At 42.2% G+C, this 23,372-nt stretch carries 24 protein-coding genes and 1 pseudogene; 9 read left to right on the plus strand and 16 right to left on the minus strand.

Annotated features, from left to right (window positions below; translation table 11 throughout):
• Positions 1-153: 153 nt before the first annotated feature.
• The 10 genes from H6G32_RS11510 to H6G32_RS11555 all read right to left on the minus strand — a co-directional run bounded on the left by H6G32_RS11510 (position 154) and on the right by H6G32_RS11555 (position 7,439).
• The gene (locus H6G32_RS11510) at positions 154-564 is read right to left on the minus strand and encodes a DUF1257 domain-containing protein (protein WP_190458232.1); all 411 of its coding nucleotides are present in this window, start codon (positions 562-564) and stop codon (positions 154-156) included.
• Between the two features lie 165 nt (positions 565-729).
• Positions 730-969, minus strand: a complete 240-nt coding sequence (locus H6G32_RS11515) for a hypothetical protein (protein ID WP_190458234.1) — start codon at positions 967-969, stop codon at positions 730-732.
• The gene (locus H6G32_RS11520; RefSeq protein WP_190458236.1) at positions 954-1,166 is read right to left on the minus strand and encodes a DUF2997 domain-containing protein; all 213 of its coding nucleotides are present in this window, start codon (positions 1,164-1,166) and stop codon (positions 954-956) included. The genes H6G32_RS11515 and H6G32_RS11520 overlap by 16 nt, the downstream gene beginning before the upstream one ends.
• A gap of 834 nt (positions 1,167-2,000) precedes the next feature.
• On the minus strand, positions 2,001-2,267 hold the full coding sequence (locus H6G32_RS11525; RefSeq protein ID WP_190458238.1) for a hypothetical protein: 267 nt from the start codon (positions 2,265-2,267) through the stop codon (positions 2,001-2,003).
• Between the two features lie 122 nt (positions 2,268-2,389).
• Positions 2,390-2,644: a hypothetical protein gene (locus tag H6G32_RS11530; RefSeq protein ID WP_190458240.1), complete on the minus strand. Its 255-nt coding sequence runs from the start codon at positions 2,642-2,644 to the stop codon at positions 2,390-2,392.
• A gap of 365 nt (positions 2,645-3,009) precedes the next feature.
• Positions 3,010-3,492 (minus strand): hypothetical protein, encoded by a 483-nt coding sequence (locus H6G32_RS11535; protein ID WP_190458241.1) that lies wholly within the window; start codon positions 3,490-3,492, stop codon positions 3,010-3,012.
• Between the two features lie 42 nt (positions 3,493-3,534).
• Positions 3,535-3,897, minus strand: coding sequence for a hypothetical protein (locus H6G32_RS11540; RefSeq protein WP_206757965.1), 363 nt, complete (start codon positions 3,895-3,897; stop codon positions 3,535-3,537).
• Positions 3,898-3,942: 45 nt separating this feature from the next.
• Positions 3,943-5,502, minus strand: a complete 1,560-nt coding sequence (locus H6G32_RS11545) for an AAA family ATPase (RefSeq protein ID WP_190458245.1) — start codon at positions 5,500-5,502, stop codon at positions 3,943-3,945.
• Between the two features lie 228 nt (positions 5,503-5,730).
• The gene (locus H6G32_RS11550) at positions 5,731-6,798 is read right to left on the minus strand and encodes a hypothetical protein (RefSeq protein WP_190458247.1); all 1,068 of its coding nucleotides are present in this window, start codon (positions 6,796-6,798) and stop codon (positions 5,731-5,733) included.
• Between the two features lie 194 nt (positions 6,799-6,992).
• Positions 6,993-7,439, minus strand: a complete 447-nt coding sequence (locus H6G32_RS11555) for an XRE family transcriptional regulator (protein WP_190458249.1) — start codon at positions 7,437-7,439, stop codon at positions 6,993-6,995.
• A gap of 12 nt (positions 7,440-7,451) precedes the next feature.
• Between H6G32_RS11555 and H6G32_RS11560 the strand changes: the two genes are divergently transcribed.
• The 6 genes from H6G32_RS11560 (at position 7,452) to H6G32_RS26535 (ending at position 13,186) form a co-directional block, all read left to right on the plus strand.
• A complete protein-coding gene (locus H6G32_RS11560) occupies positions 7,452-7,805 on the plus strand; it encodes a hypothetical protein (protein WP_190458250.1) in 354 nt (117 codons plus the stop codon).
• A gap of 35 nt (positions 7,806-7,840) precedes the next feature.
• The gene (locus tag H6G32_RS11565) at positions 7,841-10,948 is read left to right on the plus strand and encodes a DUF5906 domain-containing protein (RefSeq protein ID WP_190458253.1); all 3,108 of its coding nucleotides are present in this window, start codon (positions 7,841-7,843) and stop codon (positions 10,946-10,948) included.
• A 70-nt stretch (positions 10,949-11,018) separates the two neighbouring features.
• Entirely contained in the window at positions 11,019-11,216 is a 198-nt protein-coding gene (locus tag H6G32_RS11570) for a hypothetical protein (protein ID WP_190458255.1), read from the plus strand.
• Between the two features lie 34 nt (positions 11,217-11,250).
• Positions 11,251-11,496, plus strand: a complete 246-nt coding sequence (locus tag H6G32_RS11575) for a hypothetical protein (protein ID WP_190458257.1) — start codon at positions 11,251-11,253, stop codon at positions 11,494-11,496.
• 9 nt (positions 11,497-11,505) lie between these two features.
• A complete protein-coding gene (locus H6G32_RS11580; protein WP_190458259.1) occupies positions 11,506-12,690 on the plus strand; it encodes a hypothetical protein in 1,185 nt (394 codons plus the stop codon).
• Between the two features lie 121 nt (positions 12,691-12,811).
• Entirely contained in the window at positions 12,812-13,186 is a 375-nt protein-coding gene (locus H6G32_RS26535) for a hypothetical protein (RefSeq protein ID WP_206757966.1), read from the plus strand.
• Here the strand turns inward: H6G32_RS26535 and xisF are convergent, their stop codons facing one another.
• On the minus strand, positions 13,187-14,665 hold the full coding sequence (gene xisF, locus H6G32_RS11590) for a fdxN element excision recombinase XisF (protein ID WP_190458263.1): 1,479 nt from the start codon (positions 14,663-14,665) through the stop codon (positions 13,187-13,189).
• Between the two features lie 33 nt (positions 14,666-14,698).
• Here xisF and H6G32_RS11595 point away from each other — a divergent pair.
• Positions 14,699-15,319 (plus strand): annotated as a pseudogene (locus tag H6G32_RS11595) (ATP-binding protein); the annotation flags it as partial.
• Between the two features lie 111 nt (positions 15,320-15,430).
• Here H6G32_RS11595 and H6G32_RS11600 read toward each other — a convergent pair.
• Positions 15,431-16,099 carry an HAD family hydrolase gene (locus H6G32_RS11600; RefSeq protein WP_309232582.1) on the minus strand — a complete coding sequence of 223 codons (669 nt, stop codon included), beginning with the start codon at positions 16,097-16,099 and terminating at the stop codon, positions 15,431-15,433.
• Positions 16,100-16,190: 91 nt separating this feature from the next.
• Between H6G32_RS11600 and H6G32_RS11605 the strand changes: the two genes are divergently transcribed.
• Together H6G32_RS11605 and H6G32_RS11610 are read left to right on the plus strand one after the other, a co-directional pair.
• Positions 16,191-16,979 (plus strand): nucleoside phosphorylase, encoded by a 789-nt coding sequence (locus H6G32_RS11605; protein WP_190458264.1) that lies wholly within the window; start codon positions 16,191-16,193, stop codon positions 16,977-16,979.
• Between the two features lie 430 nt (positions 16,980-17,409).
• The gene (locus H6G32_RS11610) at positions 17,410-18,048 is read left to right on the plus strand and encodes a retropepsin-like aspartic protease family protein (RefSeq protein WP_190458267.1); all 639 of its coding nucleotides are present in this window, start codon (positions 17,410-17,412) and stop codon (positions 18,046-18,048) included.
• On the opposite strand, the gene H6G32_RS11615 is transcribed toward H6G32_RS11610, so the two are convergent.
• The 4 genes from H6G32_RS11615 to H6G32_RS11630 form a co-directional block, all read right to left on the minus strand.
• On the minus strand, positions 18,045-19,139 hold the full coding sequence (locus H6G32_RS11615) for a Gfo/Idh/MocA family protein (protein WP_190458269.1): 1,095 nt from the start codon (positions 19,137-19,139) through the stop codon (positions 18,045-18,047). The two genes, H6G32_RS11610 and H6G32_RS11615, sit on opposite strands and share 4 nt — an antisense overlap.
• A 32-nt stretch (positions 19,140-19,171) precedes the next feature.
• The gene (locus H6G32_RS11620) at positions 19,172-19,642 is read right to left on the minus strand and encodes a DUF4870 domain-containing protein (RefSeq protein ID WP_190458271.1); all 471 of its coding nucleotides are present in this window, start codon (positions 19,640-19,642) and stop codon (positions 19,172-19,174) included.
• 407 nt (positions 19,643-20,049) lie between these two features.
• Entirely contained in the window at positions 20,050-21,372 is a 1,323-nt protein-coding gene (locus H6G32_RS11625; protein ID WP_190458273.1) for a CO2 hydration protein, read from the minus strand.
• 314 nt (positions 21,373-21,686) lie between these two features.
• On the minus strand, positions 21,687-23,186 hold the full coding sequence (locus H6G32_RS11630; RefSeq protein ID WP_190458275.1) for an NADH-quinone oxidoreductase subunit M: 1,500 nt from the start codon (positions 23,184-23,186) through the stop codon (positions 21,687-21,689).
• Positions 23,187-23,372 lie beyond the last annotated feature (186 nt).

The raw sequence follows: 23,372 nt of genomic DNA on the forward strand, positions 1-23,372 counted from the left end.
TTTTCAGCTTTGAAGTTACTAAGTGATTTGCTAAATTTACCCCTAGTAAATAGTATTTTATTAGCTCTGAGTTTTAATAAGTTCAGAAATACAGCCCTAAAAAAGCCCCCACTGATTTCTCAGTGAGGACTAATTTATTGAAAGTTAAGCAGATTAACCCCACTTACCAGCTAGGATTTTAATTTCTCCGTTTTCTTCGGTGATTTCGTCAATGTTGAAGCCTTGGGAAACTAGAGCCGCGATCGCATTCTCACGGGCGTACCAGGGAGTCAAAGATTGTATAAATTTCTTAGAATCCCGCGCTCCATAAAAGCTCAGAAATTCAAATGCTTCCTCTACCTTCCTAAACCCAAAATCACTAGAATCGTTCCAGTTAGCTTTTTGAGTTCTGCGAATAACAAAATCAACTGTTCCGTTATCGTCAAATTCATGTTCAGTAACGTTACGCCCTAGTTTTGCTCCGGTGAGGATTCCGTCTAGCCCGTCAGTAATCATTTGGCTTAGAACGGATTCTAAAACCTGTGCGTTTTTGATGGTGGTTTTGATGTGACTTAAATGTGACATTTTGCTCCTGAGTTGTTCTTGGTGGTTGTCTGAATTATGGCTCTGGACTATTTCTAGCGATCGCTCCATCCGCCCCGGTTTTTCTGGCTTCTCAAGGTAATAGGTTAACTCTGCTAAGAAGTCAGAATAAGGCGGATAATCTGAAGTAACTCAAACAAGGGTGGTTTAAGTTCCATTGGTTTTGTTCTGAACTGCTGCGATCGCTAACCGTGAAACCCTTAAGTATTCAACACTAGGGTTTTTGTCAATTTCTTGACCAGGCTTATAATGCTTGTGAACTAAAGCCTGTAAATGCGGCGGAACCATATACCAGTGGCGTTTGCACATTAAGTAAATAGGTGGTGTATATGTATTGCACCCCGGTAAATGACAGCAATGAATTGGAGTAATTAGCTGTTCTGGCATAAATTGTCATCCTGTTGAATTTCAGTTTCAATTGGTCGCTGATTGTATTCAGGTAATAATTCCTGCGATCGCACCTCACCCAACGCTGTTTCTAGTGCTGCGGTCAGGTCAGTGCAAGTTTTGCCGATGCCATTAACCACGCGTTCGGTAATAGTGCCGTCTTTGCCAATAGTCAGTTCAACTTGTTGATATTGCATTTTGGGTAATTTCCTCTTGTTTTGCAGCGTCAATCCTTGTGAATTGACGCATTGAAAAGCTTCTAACTTCTTTGTGCCTGTTTGACACTTCGACTTAAAGCCGCTAAGTTTTGTCGGATTTGTTCAGGACTCTTGCCAAATATTATTGAACCCTTCTCAACTCTGCATCCATCATTTATCCAATTTTGCGCCTCTTGATAGGTGACGAAAGTGATGGGTTGAATAGCAGGGCAATCTTTATAGGCTGAATCCTGTATATTCCAAAGAATACCTATGGTTGGGTCATTCTTTTTCGTAACGGCGAATGAACCATTGAGGTTGATTTCAGGATCTACATAGGCATCACTGCAAACCTGATAAGCGGCATTGTAAATCTCTTGCCTGATTCTCTGTTCAATGGTTTCCTGGAGTGAAAATCTATTTACACTATCAAGGTGAAAGCCAATTGCGATCGCCAGGTACGCAGCAGTAGCAGAATCGCTATTTACGATTTCGTCAATAACAGAATCACCGTTTCCGTTACCTCATTCTTTAGCTAAGTCTGAAGCTTTCTTTATTAGTTCCATGTTTCACCTCAAGTTTTTTACATAAATTGGAAACACACTCTGGCTCAAATCGGCTGGCGGTTCAACTTCTGTTTGTCGCCTAATCTCCTCAACATAGCTGGCATCCAAACTGAAAATTTGGCATATTGCAACAGTGAATTGGTTATACTCGCGATCGCAAATATCTAGGCGGTTATTTTCAAGCTTTGAAAGTTTATACCAGTCAATCTGTACACCATAATTAATCAATTCTTTGCAGAGTTCTCTTTGACTTATACCGACAGACCTCCTAGCTCTCCAAATTATCCATCCCAGAGTAATTTTGCACATTGTTTCTCAAATTGTTATTTACTTCTTTTCGCATTGCTATTATTTGTCTGAGAATTCCATTGCCTACAAACAAAATCTTGTTTGCATCTTTCAAAGGAATGCAGGGATTTAGAGCAAAAGTCAGAAGACTGGAATGAGCTTTTTCACAAATATCTATTGCGTCATCTAAAAAGCCTAGTTTTTGAGCCAAGCTAGCTCTTTCAACTAAGAAAATTATTTCGTCCATAATTCAGTCTCTTTCCTCGTAATCGTAATTTTGAGTTGTTAGCAAAGACCAGATTAGTTTGATGAACTCCAGTAATTTCATTATTTGCAGTGGTAGCGATCCAGTAATTAAGCTATTCAAGGTCATTTTTCACCAAGAGAAATCCAATTTGATTGGTCGAATAACCATTTTTGATATTCTGATTCAGATGCAAATGGAATAATTCGCCACTCACATGGAAGCGATTTAATTGGAGTATCATTTTCTCTGAATTGGGTGTATATATGGTTGCACACATCACTTGTAGTTTGGTAGATTTTTGCTCCTTTTTTGTGTGGGGCAAAGGTGACACTTCTACCAATTTCACTATCTAAGTAGAGAATATTGGATTTTGACATCCAGGCAATTACAAACCCAAACATAATTTAATCCTCGACAGGTTGATTAACTGGAATCGGGGAACCCTCGCCCTGTGTTTCTTCTGGTGCTTCTGGTTCTGGCATTTGTTATAGAAAATAAGTGGTCAGAACCAGAAAGCGGTAGCACGGTATTAGTCCTTAATTGGCTTTAACGTATCCCTGACAAGTATTTAAAGGAGTACTGCTTTCGGCTCCATAGTCTTTATCTCGGTGGTTACACTCCCATGTCCAATCATCGTTTGATGGATATGCATGGAAAAATCTGCATTTGTAGCATAGTGAAGTTTGCCATTTTCTAGGTATCATTTTAGTTTTGATTATTCCAAGACCTAAAGGCGGTAGCACTAAAACCGATACTGTTTTTTCAGATGCTTGTTGTATTCAGCATCGTTAGTTTTTACCTGACTTATCAGGTCTGGCGGAAACAGAAACAATTTTTGTTGCCCCATAATAGGTATGGGGTTTATCAAAAGCCTTATATCTTTCATCCCCCAAGCAAATCTGCCTGAACTGAAAAATCCGTAGGCTAATTCATCAGGATTTTGCATACTGATAAATGTCTCATCCATACAAATGCAATTGTAGTGATTAGCGATCGCCAAAGCTTTCCCTAAGTTCTTCTTCAAATCTTCAACAGTTAACCTATGAACACGAGGGTCAGTAACGCGTTTTTTGATTTCATCCAGCATATAGAATTCTTGTTCATTCCTACCAGCATGAATGACTAAATCCCCTCTGTGTCTGATTGGATAATCTCTGGTTTCAAATTTTTTAATTCCCAGAGATAACAAAGTTGCGTAGGGTTCTCTAACTGTCAGCGCGTACATATTTTTTGGTGGTGGGAGCGACACACCTATCACGCTTTAAATTTAATCAGAATGTGCTTTAGCCCAACAGTCATCGCAAGCATTAGGCATATCGTTATCCGCTCCTTTTTGCCAAGGTACTAAGCGATCGCATTTGTCACACTTAAAAGTCTCACGAACTAAATTAATAGCATCTTGTACTTCATTCACAGCTTGAATTGCATCTTCTAATTCAAGGTCGTTATTGGTTGTAAAACACTCATGTTGCCGTATTTTTCTGTACTCATCACTAACTGCAATTTGCCTAAGAACTTTTTCGACTCGCTGGAGTAAAAATACAATTTCTGTTGGTGCTTCTGTCTCACTAGGGCTGAGGTTAGACGGCGCATTTTCATGGTGAAATCTAAGAAATTCCTTTTCTGACATTTCAAATACCTCAATCATTAACTCCCCAAAGGCGGTAGCACTAATTCAAGCGTTCCACTCGCTATAAATTGCCTTTTTATCACCACTATCTGGGGTAATGCTGGCACTCTTCACACCATTTGTTTGCGCCCATTGTATAAGTTTGGCAATTTTCTCTTTAGAAATTTGCGCTAGTGGCACACAGCCAGCGATCGCACCTAATAAATCCCCAATCCCAAATTCTTGCGATCGACTGAAGCCAGACTGCATTGCTTCATAAATAATCTGTTCAATCTCCGCGCCTGAAAAACTGTCACTACGAGATGCGAGTAATTCAAAATCAAATTCGCTATTCGGTCTAATGCGTGATAGATGCACCCGAAATATTTGGGCCCGTTCTTCTTGATTCGGAAGGTCAAGCCAAAACAGTTCATCAATCCGACCTTTACGAATTAGTTCAGGCGGTAAAACCTCAACATTATTTGCGGTCATCACCACGAAAACAGAACTGGTTTTTTCCTGCATCCATGTGAGCAGTGTTCCCAGCACTCGTTTTGATGTCCCAGAGTCGCCGTCTGAGTTCGAGTTGGAAAAGCATTTATCAATTTCATCAATAAATAAAACCACGGGTGCGATCGCCTCAGCCAACTTAATGACTTGACGCACCCGGCTTTCACTTTCACCCACCAGCCCCCCAAACAAGCGCCCGACATCTAGCCTTAGTAGTGGTAATTTCCACTCCGCCGCAATGGTTTTGGCTGAAAGTGATTTACCAGTACCTTGAATTCCAGCGAGCAGTAAACCTTTGGGACTGGGTAAACCGTACTCACGAGCGGCGTCACTAAAACTATTGGCCCGAACTCTGACCCACTGCTTTAAATTCTCCAGTCCCCCGACTGATTCCATACCAGCTTGCACAGGAATAAATTCTAGAATGCCTGTTTCTCTGATGGTCTGGCGTTTTTCTTCGATAACTGCTGCGATCGCACTCTCATCAACTTTCCCAGTCCTAGCCAAACACTTAGCCAACACCCGACTGATGCGGCATCGGCTCAACCCCTGGCAAGCCTTAATTAATTGCTCACGTTCGGGTTCAGATAAGTTGGTTTTCTTGCCAACTAGGTGATTAATGAGGATGGAAATTTCTATGGCTGTGGGTAGAGAGAAATCAATAATCGTGGTTTCTTCCCGCAGTTCTAGAGGTAAACGCAACTGGTCGGACAGTAAAACTAGTGTGCGCCTGTCCCGTGCCATCTCTCCAGCAAGATTTTTAATTTCCCGAACTAACGGCAACTGTGCGGGCGTGATTTGACCACTTGTGCTTGGTGCAATTAAAGTGGCCACATCTTTGAGGATGAATAACGCCGCTTGATTACCAGATGCTCTTGCAACACGCTCCAAAGCATTCATCGGGTTACCAGGTTTTCTCGGATTGTCGTCTGTCCAGCCCCTGGTGAAATCCCAGAAGTAGATTTGAAATTTGCGTGATTGGGCGATCGCAATCAATTCACTCTCAACTATTTCCTCCTCTGGACTCACCACATATATCAGAGGAAACCGAGCCGACAGCATCAATTCAAGCTCTGATTTCTCGCCAGTTTTATAGGTTGCTTTGGTTTCTGTCATATCGACCTAATAGAATATTTATTGCCAAAAAACTTAGACAGTAATTCAAACCAAAATTTTGCTTGTTTTTCATTCAATCTTTTAGCAGATATACTCGACCTAACCCAGCCACAACGCTTGTTACGGAACTGAGTTAAGTAAGCTCTTTGCTCTTCGTCAAAAATCGTTTTATTCATGGTTAGTTAAAAAACTGTTCCCGTAACAGAACAAACCGCTACGGGGATAACACTAAGCTGCTACTGTTTCTCTCTGGGGTTTTTGGGGCTTATTACCCTTCTTGACAACCTGAGCCTCTAGTTCTTCAACACGGAGTTTAAGCGTGTCTCTTTCGTCGGTCAGTTTCCTAATCTCGGAGTTAAGACTGTCTACATCAATATCTACTTGAAGTTCAGAATTGGACTCCTGAACTTGTGCTTGTAGTTTGGTAATTGATTCGTTTGCCGATTTTAGTTGGACTTGGGCTACTGCAAGTTGAGTCTGTAGAATTTGCTTCTGTCCCACCTCCGCCTGAAGGTTTTGAATCTGCTCACGCATAGCAAAAGTCTCACGTTCGCGGGCCTCTAGTGCGCCGTTTAATCTAGCAATCTCGCCATCGCGCTCAACGGCTTTCCCTTGAAACTCCGCCATTTCAGAAACTTGTTTAGCCAGTTCGTTATTTTTAGCTACAAGCTCATTGCGCTCTTGTTGTAAAGCGGTTATTTGTTCACCAACAACCTCTGAATCAGCTAGTTTTTGTTTGCTGAGGTTTATATAAGCTTCTTTCAGTTCTTCATCTTTTCTTAAGTATTGCTCTCTATAAAATCCCAATTCAAGCTCCATTTTTGGCAGCCCTATAAGCTGAGATTTCAGCAAGTCGTTTTCGTCTGAAAGTAACTTAATGCGATCGCCAGAAACACTGGTGTCTGCTTTTTGCCAGGCAAAGGTATAACCAATGATTGCCTGTTGTTCCATAAATTGTAGAAACTCAGTAGGAACTTCTGATTTGTCTAGGATTGTGTTGCAGTTAAGAATAGCGCTGAATATATCCGTTTCGTTGCGTCCAGCTTTAACAGCTTCCAAGTTGTCCTTCCTCCAATCTCTGAGGAGATTGCAGAGGTTTTCAGCACTCCCACCCAATCCATAGATTTGTTTGAGCGCGTCCATAACAAGACGAACTGATATCTCAATACCGTTTTTCTGAAGTACAGAACAAGCGGTGTCAACCATTTGGCGGTTAACAGAAGTATGTCGGATTGATTTATCGATTTCAAACCCTGTCATGTCGAGGGCTGTAAATTCTCTTCTTAGTCTAGGCATGGTAGTTTTGGGTTGATTTCAAGCAACCAAAACGGTTGCTATAGAAACCAGTTTACATCAATCCACTTCCAGCAACCAGATTGGAGGATGAAAGATATGATAAATTTTATTAAGCAATATGTATATTCAGCAAAAATCCCTTGGATAACCAGCTTTTATGTTTATCTCCCAAGGGATTCGTAAATTTTAAATTATTAAATACTCTCAAGTCGGGCAGCGATCGCTCTCATGACCACTGCTAACTGCTCTTTTGAGGCCCCATTTACCATAAGAAGCAATCTATCAATGTGCGAAATCGGGTTTTTGCCGTCAACATAATCTTTGAGTTCTTGAAGAGTCTGCCCCCTTAGAAAAGCGATTTTTTCAAGGTTGGCATCGCTAACACTAACGTTGCAGTTTTCCCAATCAACAATTGTCGAGTGGCTCACACCAACAAGTTTGGCGAAAGCTCGATACTTTCGTCCTGCTCTTAAATCTCTGACTACTTCAGCAAATCGCTTTCTTTGCTCTAGCTCTCCTTGTTGTGGGTTCACTGGACTGGTTTGAATTTTATGCTCGTTAAGATTTAAATTAGTGCTTTTTTTGGTTGCTGTAGCATCCAATCTGGTTGATAATAGTGACATAGTGATTTCAGCATCCATTTTGGTGTCTGTATGGCAAGAACTAGAACAAGAAAGCAAAAACCCGAAAAGCCGTTTGTCGTTAGACAACTGAAAGTCATTGCTGGGGGAAGAGTTCAAAAAACATTGGGTTTATGTCCCGAAACTCATGAAGCGCTAGCCGCAGAATCAGCAAAGCAAAACGTATGGGAAAGCCACTTAGCCGAGAAGTTTATCCGTAAAGGACTGGGCTTAGAACCGCTTCAAGTGCCCACACCCAAAAGCAAACACGTAGAGAACATGGGCGAACACAGAAGAAACAAACCAAAAACTGATGGGCTTAATACGATACCAATCTCGGCAAATGAACCCCTCTCTCCAGAGACAGATATTGAAACTCGCCTCTAGCATTTCTCAATTTATTCAGAGTAAGTCCTAAGAAAATGGTTTACAGTCTTCAACCACTCCCAACGTTTTCGATATTCGACCACCTAGAAAAACTCCAGGTAGTCAGAGAAACCCGGTCAACCATCCGCGCCTACTGTCCGGTGTGCGGCGGCAATAATTTCGAGGTTCAGAAAACTGGCAAAAGTGCCGGGCGATTTGGGTGTTATTCGGGTGGATGTACATCACAGCAAATCAGAGAAGCGATCGCACCTTTATCAGAATCCCTCGAACAAGCTGGAATCCCTAGCGGTGGTTCAGGCAGGCGCGGAAATCTTCGGGTTATTAATTCCCCAGTCAAAGTTTATAAATCGGCACCGTTGCCAGAAGGTCAAATAGTTCTTGCTGAGTTGCCAGAAGTCCCAGAGCCTTTACCAGTAATCCAAAAGGGGACAAGTACAGAAATCACATATCAATATAGTTGCGACCAGTGGGTAGTAAGAACCGATTACTACACCGAACACGTTAGAACCAACAAAAAAACGGTTCCCTACCACATCAACGCTGAGGGCAAAGCAGTCAATCGCAAAGGTGAGAAACCTTGGCCCATTTACCGGTTATCAGAAGCTGAAGAATTTGGCTCTGGTAAATGGGTTCTGGGCGTTGAAGGCGAAAAGTCCGTTGAGGCAGCGCGTTCGTTGCAGCTTTGCACCATTACTTGGATGGGTTCAGGATGGTCAGATATTGATATTGAAGGTGGTTTGATTTCCCTGAAAAAGGCTGGTGTCAATGGTTTAATTTATTTGCCAGACAACGACGAACCTGGGGAAAAGAAAGCTGCTGCCGTCGGTAATGCAGCTGCAAAACTGCAATTCCCCTGTCTCATCCTGAACCCCCTAGAACTCTGGGACGAGATGCCCGAAAAGGGTGATATTGCCGATTGGGTAATGGGTAATGGGGATTGGAGCCGCGAACAATTTATTGAAAAGATGAATCGGCTTATTGGTGTGACATCTGACAGGTTCTCCCAAAGGCTTGAAGAGCATGACTTCGGTGGTGATGGTGGTAACGGTGGCGATCACACTCCATTTGTTGAAAGCTGGTGTGAGTCCGAGTTTAGTGACTTAATTGCTGAAAAGTATCGCGATCAGCTGGCATACGATGTTAACCAACAGCAGTGGCTTCGTTATTCTGCAAACGTTCAGGGCATTTGGGGGAATGAAACCTCTGATGCCGTAGAACTAATTTGCGAAACAGAAATCAAGCCATACAAATACCAGTTTTGTGACAGTCACGGTAGACCGCACCCCATCTCACAAAAATTCACTTCTGGCGTTGAACGCAAGCTTAGAGCAAAGCTGGCGGTTAAAGAATGGAATGAAATTAAGGGTTTGATTCCTCTGCTCAATGGGGTTCTGAATCCCCAAACCCTTGAACTTAGTGACCACTGCCCAGGTAACCGGTTAACTTGGTGCTTGCCATATCCGTATTTGGCGATCGCAACTTGTACCCCTATTGAGGAATGGTTTAAATCCCAGGTTGGCGATGAAGGAACTATTGAAGTATTGAGAGCCTATTTGTATGCGATCGCCACTGGACGCTACGAATGGCAGCAATATCTAGAAATAATCGGGAAGGGGGGGACGGGGAAGGGAACATTTACGAGACTGGCTCAAGCACTTGTAGGTTTTAGCAACACCCACTCAACCAAACTGCAAAAGCTTGAGGGTTCTAACTTTGAATCCTCTTCCTTAAAAGGTAAAAGGCTGTGTGTAATCACTGACTCAGAGCGCTTTGCCGGAGAAGTTTCAATTTTGAAAGCGGCAACCGGTTCAGACCTATTACCCTACGAGCGGAAATTTCAGCAATCCACATCCGGTTTCATCTTTGAAGGCATGGTTCTTGTGGCAGCTAACGAACCAATATCATCTGCTGACTACACCTCTGGACTTGAACGCCGCCGCATCACAGTAAGATTCGACAATCAGGTTGAGCGCCGCAATCAAAGAACATTGCTAGATTTCCGTGGCACTGGTGAGATGTTTGGGGAGTTCGCCGAATACATTCCTGGGCTTTTGAACTGGGTTCTAGCCATCGGTGAAACTCGGGCCAGAGAGCTACTTAGAAACCATTGCGAAGCTTCAGCATCTCTTGAGCGGGAAAAAGCTTTGATGCTCACAGAAACCAATCCGCTGGCTGCTTGGGCAGATGAAGCACTCGTAGAAGAGTCCGGGTTTAGGAATTATGTGGGCATTGCCCAACAAGTGAGACACACGACTGGCGATATGGGCCAGTCTGAATCTTGGTCATCCTACAGGAACATCGATACTTGGCTTTACCCTAACTATTGCCAATATGCGGAACATACCGGAACAAAGCCGTTATCTCAGAAACGGTTTACTAATTTGTTACTGGATTTATTGCAAGCACAGCTGAAGCTTGCGATCGCCAAAGCAACCGATAGACGTGGCTCATATTTTGAAGGGATTCGGCTACGCACCGATTCCGATGATTTACCACCGTTAATCACAAAGATGTATTCTGCCACACCAGAATTACAATTACAAAACACTGAATCAGCAGAATGTGATGGGTTGTGTGATGGTTCTGTGATGCCAAGTGTGATGGTTGAAGTACTTGTCCAGCAAGCCTGTGATGCGTGTGAGGCATTAAATCAAGATTCTTTAGTTGATATAGAAAAGATGAATAATTATCTAAGTAGAGAAGATAGTACTGCATTACTAACTGAGAGTACTTTTGTACCATCACAAAGTATCACAGAGGTAAGTTTAGAAGTGTCTGAAAGCACTGCTACGCAAGAAGTTGAGCAAGGCGTGATGGCAGAAATTGACCCATCACAGTCAATTCCTAACACCCAATCCCTAACACTCAATAATGAATCCCAGCCCAACGAAGAATTTGACCGCATAGTGAAGAGTTTCCCACTTGGACACTGGGTGAGGGTCACTGACAATATTTTTGGCAAAAATACATACGTGGCAAAGATTCTTGAACATCTCAAGTTTGGCGGTGATAACAATAAAGCTTGCTTGTCGCTGAGTGACTTTGAAAAGGGATTTGTAGAAGGCTGTTATAACCCCAAAAACTGCGAGTTGATGTCTCAAAACGAAATGCTTCAACTGGGTTTGTCAACAGCAATTAAGTAGGGTGTGCGCCTGTAAAACACCTACTTCGTAAAACTCTCAGGCATTTAAATCTCAATTTTGTGCGCCTCTTATGACTATTGAAACTTTCCCCCAACTGCTAAACAGGCTTGCGATCGCACATTTAGACCGCAAAACCGCTGAATATATTCGCCGCTTAGAAAATGTTGCAGTATCTGCAAGAACCTCTGTTAAATTTGACAAAAACTTTATTGGTAGACCCGAACTTGCACAGTCGTTAGAGGAACTAGCACAAATAGAAGCCGCTTAGTGCTACCGCTTTTAGAAATTAACTTTCGAGGTTTATGAAACCAAATCCATACATTGACGAAAACGCTCTCATGGAAACGAGGAGAGCGCTCAAACTGCACTGCCATGAATTAATCGATTTGATATTCCGGAATCGTTATGGAATCAAGCTTTTACTCGCTGCTAGTCAGTGTTTGGAGACAATTGCCGATTACAAAGCAAATCGTAGTGGGAACTGCGTACAGAAATTTCCACTAACAACACAAGAAGCGGAAAAACTGGAAGCGCAAATCAATAACTAGGAGATAAATATGTTCGCAACACAGGGATTACAGTTAAGTTTTCTTGACGAAACAAGATCGCCCATTGAAATAATCAGGAAGCAACCGCCCCCACACCCAGAATCACCAAGGATATTTAGTTGTGGCATGGGACGTAACTCGGTTGCCGCAATTGTAATGTTCTGGAAGCTGGGACTAAAGATTGACTTGATAATCTTTGCTGACACTGGAAATGAAAAACAGGCAACCTATGACTACATAGAAATATTTCAGAAGTGGCTTCTTGAGCATGGAATGCCGCTAATTACGATTGTGCGAAAAGAACCGGGAGAAGTTAGCCCGACTCGCAAGGTTTTGGTAGCAGCAAAGTTTAATTGGTTTAATTATCTCCGGTGGAGTATCAAGTGCGGCGGGGAAACTGAAATTATTAGATGGCTGATTCAGAGCCTTAATATTGCAGCACACAAATACACCACCCTTGAGGAAGAATGTCTTGTAAATCAGTCTCTGCCCAGTAAAGCCTACGGTGGTTCTAAATGCTCAATGATGTGGAAAATTGAGCCACAGCAGAAATATGAGCGAGAATGGCTCGTTGAAAATGGTCATGCAATCAAGCTAAGTAAAAAGAAGTTCCAAACGCTTGAAGAGTTGGAACTGGCTTTGTGGTTGGTTTCTACACTAGCGCTAGAGTTTGGGGAATCCTCGGATTTGCTGCTAAAAATGGTGCTATTGATTTGGAAATTGCGATCGCACCGAGTTTATTCTGAAGGGATTTTAGCTAAATTTCCAGTAGCTAAATACATTGGATTTCACGTTGATGAAACCCATCGGCTTTTAAACAAGGCAACAAGTCAAATGCGATCGCTAACAGATGGCATTTACCAAAACCACTACCCTTTGATGCAATATGGATTAGACGATTTAGCCTGTCAAATGCTTATAGCTTCAGTTGACTTGCCAGTTCCACCTAAATCAAGTTGTACTTTGTGCCCTAGTTCCAAGCTGGAGGAAATCAGAGATTTAGATCCTGACGATAGAAAGCGGGCGCATTTAATTGAAGCTGTTTGGGAGAATGGCATTCAGCGTCAATATGATAGTTCGGTCAAAGGTTTGGGGCGGCGGTTTAGTTGGCGAGAAATTAATACCTTGTCAAATCTTGAAGAGGTGGCGATCGCATCAGTTCAAGAATCGCGTAACTGTCATTGTATTGATTAACCACAGGCTAAAAAAATGACAAGGCTACTAATTTGTGTTTACAACTTTTTATCAAGTTTTAGGTTATTTCGCAGAATGAGAAGGGGTAACTGGTATTTAATTTACAAAAACAGCACGTTTTATGAGTCAGATTCACATAGCAAAATCTGGGTTGACCAAAATACTTATGATGTTGCGAGTGATTTTTTTCCTTTGGAAAAAGAAAGCTATTAATGCGCTACTGCACAGATTAGTGGGTTTCAGGAAGTCAGAAAACTTTCTAACCCATTACTCATTACTCATTACCCAAGACTTAATACTTAACCAAATGAAAATCAAAGAACGCCTTAATAAACTTGCAGGAAAATTTTATGAGGTCTTTGGGTACAAAGCCAAGGACGGGTTTGATTTTAGCCAATCACGGCACCCTATAGAAAAAGCTATGTACCAGATGGCTGAATTAGCTTATGAAGAATTTATGGGTGATACTCCTGACTATGCAGAAGATGAAGAGTGACTAGACATTGAGCTTAACTTCAACGACCTGACCATCACGAATAACAACAGCTTCTACCAATTCCCGGTAAACGCGCTTTTTATCCTCATCGCTGGCATTCTTCCAAAGTTCAGGATCGGAAAAAGCCCAGAGTAACACTTCATGAGAAACAGTATTTGCCTGCCGATTCTGGGATAACGAATAGCGTAACTGTGTTATTTGGTTTTCAATTTGGGCGATCGCTCCTTGAATTGCAGGATTTGGGCTGATTGAATTTGCCTGTTGAAGTTGAAGCATTTGCGATCGCAGCTTCTGAATTTCCGGTGTTTCCGGTTCGGCTAAAGATTCTGAAGTTTGGGCAATATTAGCAATTTGTGCTGCTTTTTTAACTAAGGTATCAATCACAGCAGCTTCCACAACTTCCATGCGAATTATGGTTTTTTGATTACAGGCTCTTGAACCCCAGTTTTTGCACTGAAAGTAGTAATTTCGCTCAATCGCAATATCTAATCTTTTTGCCTTGTGATAATTTTTTGCTCCGTTTAGCGAATAGCAAGCACCACGGCACTCAGCGCAAAACACCAAACCAGAGCAAGGGTATTTGAGCGCTGTGGAACCATACCCCCTAACTTTTTTATTGTGAGCTAAGATACTTTCGATTTCTTTAAATTCACCATCAGAGATTAGACGGTGTTTTGGATGGGTGTCAAGGTGGATTTGGGAGCGATCGCCATCTCTCCTTAAGTAAGGCAGATGTCCCTGAAGCACAGGATTTGTCAGCCAGTTACTCAAACCCCCAACGCTAAATCTAAAAATGCCTTGAGCAACACGTCCGCCCTTCTTCTCGCCGATTTTATTGCCATGAGCGAAAGTTTGAATTCCATAGCGTTCGTTAATTTCTCTGAGAGCTAGTCTCAAACTACGCTTTTTAAGAAATGCTTCAACGATTTCACGGGCTATTACTGCCTTGGACATTTCGTGCTGGCCAAGAATGAGGCAGAGAAATGGAGCATGGTCTAGCTCATGTTGGTTGTTAACTTTGCAGTAGCCGAAGGGTGAGTTCATTGCCACTTTGCGATCGCGAAGGTGTTCCCAGCCATGTCTAACCCGTTCGCTAAGTCGGTCAACCTCCATCTCGGCAAGTGCGCCCAACATATTTAGATGAAATTTCCCTGCTGCGGTCTTTAAGTCAATGCTGTCATCTAGGGCGCGGAGATTACAGTTATGTTTCTGTAAACCGTCAATAGTTTTTCTCAGGGTTGGAAGGCTACGGGTTAAACGGTCAAGTCTTGTAACAACAATTTCCTTGGCCTGACCTTTTTTCACCAAACCCATCAAGTTGTTGAATTGCTTGCGGTCATCTCGTGATCCCGATTCAACATCTACAAAAAGTTCTTCAGCACCAGCAGAACGGATGCGATCACACTGCTGCTCTAAAGCGTGGGTATTTTCTGCTTGTTCGCGACTGGAAACTCGGCAGTATCCATAAACTTTTGCCATTTTTAGCTATTATCACTCGGTAATGTTAGTGCATTTATGGATGAGTTGACAGAATTCAAAAGAGATGTATTGGAATTTCTGCGTCAACCTTTGGAAGATGGATATGTGACGATTTCCCGGACTAGACAATCGGTGATGTTTCCGGCTCAGTTTACATTGGTGGCGAGTACCAATCCCTGTCCTTGCGGTTATTATGGCGATACGATTCAACAGTGTACCTGTTCACCGCGCCAACGGGAGCAATATTGGGCAAAGTTATCTGGGCCGTTGATGGATCGGATTGATTTGCAAGTGGCGGTAAATCGCTTAAAACCAGAGGAAATTACCCAACAACCGACGGGGGAAACATCAACATCAGTCAGGGAAAGAGTGCAAAAAGCACGCGATCGCGCAATTACCCGTTTTCAAGCAGAAACAAATCTGCGTTGCAATGCCCAAATCCAGAGTCGTCATCTCCAGAAATGGTGCAAGCTAGATGATGCCAGCCGGAATTTATTAGAAACTGCAATTAGAAAATTAGGGTTATCAGCCAGAGCAAGCGATCGCATTCTTAAAGTAGCCCGAACTATTGCAGATTTGGCGGGAGATGATGATCTCAAACCCCAGCACGTAGCAGAAGCAATTCAGTATCGCACAATCGACAGAATGCAATAGGTAATAGGTAATAGGTAATGGGTAATGGGTAATGGGTAATAGGGTTTTAGCTATGTTCGGATATGTTGACATAGTGATCTTACTTTGCGTTTTTATACTTACAATTGCTGACTACTGCTGGTAAATCACCTCTAATAACTCACTAGCTTGTTCTAGGGATAGCAAAATTCGGTAAGCAAAATTTTTTATTTCCGGAGATGGCTGTTCTATATCTGGAACCATAATAGTACGCATTCCAGCTTTAAAAGCTGCTTCCACACCTACACATGAATCTTCAAAAACCACACATTGGGGAGGCATGACATTAATTCTGTGACTGACTTCCAGAAAAATATCTGGGGCGGGTTTGCCTACAGCAACATCTTCGCTGGTGACAATTGTCGTGAAATATTGGTCAATACCAGCATTAGTTAAACGGCGGATTGTTCTGACGCGAGATGTCCCAGTTGCCAATCCCATAACTACCCCCAAATCACTCAGTCGCTTGAGTAAATCTAAAACACCTGCTTTTATGGGTAGACCTGCTTGTATTTCTCGCTGATCACCAATTTTAATGCGTTGGGCTGTCACAGACTCAAAAGGAAAGTTGTCTCCATATATTTTTTTGAATATTTTTTCCCGCGAAGATAAGTCTCTACCAACGAACTGTTTGTATAAATCATCGCTAAACTCATAACCATGACTTTCTACGGCCTGTTTCCAAGCCCACCGAGCAATGCTTTCCGTATCAAAAAGCAGACCATCCATATCAAAAATTGCGGCTTGGTTAGCTGGCGACACATTAAGTCCTTCGATTAACGCTTGACAACATTTAAATATATCAGTAAAGACGAAAATTCCCGCCTAGAGAATTTAAGATTCTGTTAAAATCATGGCTCACAAATCTACGACTGGTAAACCCTTCTATCACATTGGCTTTGGGCTAGAGGATCTGGGTTCACCACCTCCCCGCATTGCTTTATTATCTGGTGATCCGCAACGGGCCTGTTTAATTGCCCAAACCTATTTGCAGAATGTGCGGTTGTTGTCGGAGAACCGGGGACTCAATAGCTATGTAGGCGATTTACCCAATGGTCGCCGGATTTTATCTGCTACTAGTGGCATGGGTGCGCCTTCTCTGAGTATTGTGGTGAATGAGTTGGTACAAGTGGGCATCCGACAAATTATTCGTATTGGGACTTGTGGCTCGATTCAACCTTATGTGCCAGTTGGCAGCATTGTGATTAGTAGTGGGGCATTGTGTCGCCAAGGTGCAGCCTTAGATATTGCCCCTGTTGAGTATCCAGCTGCTGCCGATCCGTTTCTCACCGTGGCTTTAGTGAAAGCAGCACGAGAATTAGCCGTTGAACATTATCTGGGGATTACGGCGTCCGTAGATACATTTTATGAAGGACAGGAACGCACTGATTCAGCGAATCCGAATTTAATGAGATCCCTTTGTGGCATCACCGAAGAATATCGGCGGTTGAATATTTTGAATTATGAAATGGAATGCGGAACGCTGTTTAAAATGGCGAGTGTATATAATTTTGCCGCTGCTGCTGTTTGCGGGGTGGTAGCTCAACGCACCCTTGCAGAAGATGTCATCTTACCTCAGAAGGATATTGCTATTAAAAATGCGATAATCACTGCTATAAATGCCACAAGAGATTTAGAATAGCTGCAAAATTGCCTGATTATTAATTTAATATTTCTTGGCAATGTTGATTTATTGGGAATAGTTTTATCCTGTCTTTACTTAATCTTTAAAATATCAATATTTTATTAGTGGTAATATGTCTTAGATTGGATTTGGTCTGATATTGTGAGGATAAGTCAAGACCAGACAACAAGTATAAAAAGTACCAAATAGTAATCCTGAATGCATTTGAAAGATGATTGTTAAGGTAGGCAATAATTAATCTTTACTTTGGCAAGCATTGAATACACGGATTGTGAATTTGGGATTTTCTATAGTTGAAACTGCTAGGGCTGTTGTACCATTTTTAGATTTTAGGTTTTTTCTTCTTAATGCAAAATATAAAATCTAAAATTCAGTTAGGGGCATCTAGTAATTAACTTATTTAGGACAATTTGGAGAAGTAGTTAACATGAAGGATGCCTTGAGGCGCTGGATGATGACCAGTAACTTAGTTTTGATGGCAGTGGTACCAACGCTGACCTTTTTATCATTGTCGCATCAAGTCAGGGCTAAAGATCCAGGAGTATGTTTCATGGTGACATCCTCTGGTAAAATGGTGAATCTGAATACGCTTTGCGGTGTAACTATCCCCAAGGATGAAATTGCTCAGATTCCTCAGAGTGCAACCATCCCCAAGGATGAAATTGCTCGGATTCCTCAGAGTGCAACCATCCCCAACGGTGAAATTGCTCGGATTCCCATCAAACGCCGCATTGGGAATACTCCCGTGATTGAAGTTACCTTTAATAATAAACAAAGCTTTGAGATGATTTTAGATACAGGCGCTAACGGCACTCTGATCACTCGCAAAATGGCGAATACTCTCAAAGTCAAGGCTACAGGTACGATGGAAGTCGAAATTGCTGATGGTAGTGAGGTCAAATTTCTCACTGGACAGGTTAAATCGATGGCCGTTGGTGGTGTTGTCGCCAAAAATTTGCAAGTGGCGATCGCCCCAAAAGCAGGTATTGGATTATTGGGACACGATTTTTTTGGTAACTACGATATCAAGCTTTTGGCAAAAGAAGTGCAATTTCAGCGCCGCTAGCCCAGAAATGTCTCTAAAGCAGGTACCTCTACCCAACTTGCTGTTTGATGGGATTGATGGGATAAATCCATCAACAACTGAGAATAAACCCCTTCACGCAGGGATGGTGTAATTTCCTGCTGAGTTTCAATTCCTTGCACCCATTGATCTACAACGCGAATAAATGCAGAAATTCGTCCGTCAGCATAACTTTGCGAAAATAGTAACTCTTGGGGGATTTCAATTTCCGTCAGGGGTTTACCAGGTTGGGAACCCCAAACCCGAAATCCATGTATGTAATCTTTTTGATTTTCACTGCCTAAAATTAACGTACCGAGATCGCCATACACTTCTACCCAATGAGTTCTAGATGCGTACACCGCTGCACTAATAGCAACTTGGCAAGGTGTCCCATCTAGCAATTCCAGCGATAATATACAGGTGTCGTCTGTCTCTACTGGCGTTAATTCCCCGGTAGCTGGGTTAATTCTCTCTGGAATGGCGGTACTCATCAGGGCGTTTAATCTGCGTACTGGGCCAAATAGCCAGTGAATATAATCGAAAGCGTGAGAACCCAAAGATCCCAATGCACCGCCCCCTTTCTCTTTAGAAGAATACCAATTCCAAGGGCGATTGGGATCAGCACGAGATGAACCAAACCAATCAATTTTAATTAAGCGTAATCGGCCTACATAACCTGTTGACAACAGTTGAGAAAACAACTGCCATCCTGGCACAAAGCGAAATTCAAAATCTACAGCAGCAACGACGCCTTGATTTTTGGCTAACTGATAAAGTTCTTTGGACTCAGTTGCATTTAAGGCTGTGGGTTTTTCGAGTAATAAATGTTTCCCAGCTTGCAGCAGTGTTTTTGCCATTTCATAGTGCAAAAATGGCGGTGTAGAGATGCTGACTGCCTGCACTGCTGGCAAAGCGACAATATCCTCAAGGCGATCGCAGGCGTGGGGGATATTATGGCTGGTGGCGATCGCTTTAGCTTGATTAATATCTCGGTGATAAACGGCAACTACCTCAGTGTGAGGATGTGCTTGAAATCCGGGAATGTGTACTTTTTGACCAAATCCAGTGCCGACAATTGCCACCCCAATCATAGTTATCCCCGTCTATCTACTTAATTTAACTTTTACCGCAAAACTCGAATTGTCAAAGGATAGCGATAATGCTCTCCATTGTATGCTTTGATGCCGGCAAAGGTGACTAAAAATAATTGTCCTGACAGAATGAATAACATAAAAGTCATGAACACAATTAGTAAACTATCCAATGTTATATGTACTTGATTTATCGCCCCATTTGTAGTAGCTGCCAGACCAAAGCTAGTTAGCATAAACAACAAGGATATTATGATGATAACCAAAGTATAAAATGTCAGAGATATTTGAAAATTTAAAGCTTCTTTACCTTGAAGATCAATCCAGGGATATTGTGTCTTTTTGAATTGCCAAATCGTCAATGGTGCTAAAAGATTCAGTGGCAAATACAACGGCAAACCAAAAAAAACTAAACAGCACAAAAGTATCCATGCCAAAAGCGCTGAAAAATGACATAACATCGCCCAGATACGCATTTGTAGTTTTGGTTTTTTTCCTGGCATGACTTTTTATTTTTCCGGGTATTTAGAGAGCAATTCTCTATTTTACTATCAAGAATCGCTCAGAGTAAGGGGAAGACTGGCATCCTCGTGATCATAACCGCCTTACCGGGGCAGAATTTACTCGTCTAACGAGTAGATTTTTTACAAGTTTTTCGGTAAGCGTAAAGCTCAGACACGAAGAGTGCTGAGATATAAGCGACTCGTGCGATTTTAATCGCCTAATTCATTGTGAATATGATAATGTTATAATTGAATCTAAAAATTAAGTATAACTAAGCAACGTAAAAACTTGACTAGATTGGTTGAGTGCGTAGTCACACCTAACAGAATTTTGTATCCCTTACGGGAGCCGTAGGCTCTATTTGGCATTTTGAATTCAAAAAAGGTCAAAATGCCAGGGAAATCTGTTATCTATAATCTTGACTTTGAATACTCCGCAGACGGGCAGCATCACGTATGCCATAGTCAGCACGGGTAAAGCGATTTAGCTGAGACTCAAAAAATTCTCGATTAGCTTGTAAATGTTTTGGATTTGGGTCATCTAAAGGATATAAAAGTGCAGTTCTCAAAGCTTGAATCACCGCAGAAGTCACATTGTACATTGACCGTTGGAAACTAACACCCAATTGAATCAACATATCTTCTTCACCACGGCAATGTTTGCTGTAGTAATCAACAAGATATGGGGGCAAAAAATGCAACATATCTTGCATTAATAATGTAGGCGGAATACCAGCAGTACCTACGGGGAATACATCCGCATAGAGAATGCCGTAGTGGAAGTCTTTTTGATCCGCAGGCACTTGATTTGCTTGAGCATTATAAGACTTTGTGCCTCGGAAGGGAGCAGTGCGGTAAAAAACCGCTTCTACATAGGGTAAAGCTGCTTCGTATAGCCAAGTGAAACCCTTAGATTTGGGGATAATTTCATAGCATTCGCCACGAATATAAACATGATGGTAAATCGGGCGACCTGCGATCGCAAATATCCCATTGACTAAGAAATTCATGGCATCGGGGACACCTTTAAATCCACCTTCATCATAAATATCCGACATTTCAAAGAACACCGGCGCCATGACTTCCCAGAATAAGCCCAAATTAGAGTAGTAAGACATCTGGCGGCACTGTTCTAAAAACATTTCTGGAAACAGCTTATGCAGCGCCAACATTGCGGGATTACCTCGGAAGTAAGCCTTGATTGCCCTATCAGCATTAGCTTTATATTCGTCAGAATCTAGGTAGGCATCAAATTGGTTGATTGGCGCGTACATATGACGATGCCAAAGCATTGCTTGCATACAAGCTTCAGCAAATTCCATATTAATGCGATCATGGAACAAATGATGCAACAACTTCGGCATTTTGAAGGTTTCACCTTTCTCCATAAATGCCAAAAGTTCTGGATGTGCTGTGGCTACGCCGCGCCAAATTCGTAAATCTGCATCATCACCAGCGTAATGATTATGCCTATCTAAATATTCTTGAGATAAGAAGTATTTAAAGAATGGAAGCGGGTTGAGAAATTCGCGTTCAGCAATATAAAGAAGGTCACGCCAGTAAAAATCCATTGGCACAGCATAAGCTTTATATAAGCCGATAATTTGCATCAAGTTTTCTGGGGTATCTGGCAACATTGATCCCCCTGCTTCTAGGCGATGAATTACTTCAGCAAATTCATGGTGGGAAGGAGGTAATTTAGTTGCAGGCTTTTCTGGAGTTTGTACCATTTTGATTCCTTGGTATGATTAATTACGGGTTTTTGTATGGGAATCTTATCTGAGTTGTGTAGGTATAAAATACTCTTTTAAACGTAGACGCAGAGAGGCGTGCCGTAGGCTACCGCAAAGGGCGCGGAGCGTGGCGTTAGCCATAGCGTCTCGAAGAGAAGGGCGCGAAGAAGGAGAAGAGGAGAAAGAATTTCATGAATGTTTAGGATTGCTATATGAGAATTTGAGCCGCTGAACTAGTACAGCAGGGTGTAAATAAAGGTGTCTTGGTGGTTAAAAAATCAACTTTTTTACCACCAAAGCACTAAGAAATACTACTTCACAGCTAGTTGAGAAATGACGGTTTTATCGATAGGTAGAATAGCAGAAACCATCTCTGTAGCTGTGGGTTCACTCCAACGGACTAACCAAGTTGGTTGTACTCCTAAAAAGATGATGAGGACTGCCAAAATTAGGGCGGGTGCTTTCTCAGACCATAGAACTTGAGGATAGTAGGCTAGGCTGTCGAGTCTGCCGAAACAGGTGCGGTTGAGGAGGATGACAAAATATACTGCGGTGAAGCCTGAGGTAACCACACACAACAGTGTTGGTATGGGAAAAGCTGAGTAACTGCCCTGAAATACGATAAATTCAGCGATGAATCCTGTTAAACCGGGAATACCGGCGCTAGCCATCCCGCTTAAAACTAGGAGGGCGCTAATTAAAGGTAAACCGCGGATGGGACTCATCAGACCATTGAGTTTATCTAACTCGCGAGTACCAACTTTTGCTTCTACGACTCCCACTAAATGGAAGAGAATAGCTAGGATAAGACCATGGCTAAACATTTGAGCCACTGCACCGACGAGTGCTAAGGAAGTGCTGGCGGCGGCGGCCAATAACACATAGCCCATGTGACCGATGGAACTGTATGCGACCATCCGTTTGATGTCTTTTTGCGCGATCGCAATTAATGCCCCGTAAATAGCACTAATTGCACCCCAAATTGCCAAAGTCGGGGCGATAATACTCCAAGCGTTGGGAAACATCCCTAAGCCAAATCGTAACAGTCCATAGGTTCCCAACTTGGCCAACACACCACCCAGAAGAATGGCAATTGGTGCTGAAGCCTCAACGTAAGCATCAGGTAGCCAGGTATGGAAGGGAACTAAAGGAATTTTGATGCCAAAACCTATGACTATCCCTACTAGTAAGAGGAGTTGCTTTGCTGTTGACAACTTTTCGGTAGAGACTGCATCAAAAGAAAAATTAGTAGAACCAGTCAACCACACCATACCCAAGAAGGTGGCTAAAATTAAGGCTCCCGAAACAGCAGTATAAATTAGAAACTTAATCCCTGCATAAGCTCTTTTTTCTCCGCCCCAAATGGAAATTAACAAATAGAAGGGGATTAATTCTAGTTCGTAAAACAGGAAGAATAACAGCAAATTCTCTGCTAAAAAAGCACCTGCTACTCCACCACTTATTAATAAAATCATGGAGTAGAAAAGCCGGGGGCGTTCAGTCTGTTTGCTACTACTATAAATAGCAATCCAGGTGAGGAGGCTGTTTAACACCAGCATCAAAATTGATAGCCCATCAGCCCCTAATTGATAATTTAAACCAAGGGTTTCATTCCAGGGAAGATATTCTTGAAACTGCATCCCTGGATTAGTGATATCAAATTTGAACAGGATGAAAAGATTCCAGAGAAGAACTAGCCCAGACAGAGTGAGGGCTGATAAACGAACGCGATTTGCTGTGATAGTGCCACTAGGCCAAAACCCGATAATTGCCGCGCCTAAAATTGGTATCCAGATTAAAACACTTAACATATAAATTGGGATCAGGATTAGAGGATTAGAAGATTAACAGGATTTATTTGAGAATGATTCATATTCATCCTCATCTTAATTGGGATCAGGATTAGAGGATTAGAGGATTAACAGGATTTATTTGAGAATGATTAATATTCATCTTCATCATCCTTTCATCCTTAAATCCTGCTCAGGATTAGAAGA

Origin of the sequence: Cylindrospermum sp. FACHB-282 (genome assembly GCF_014697195.1) — a bacterium.
Lineage (GTDB): Bacteria > Cyanobacteriota > Cyanobacteriia > Cyanobacteriales > Nostocaceae > Cylindrospermum.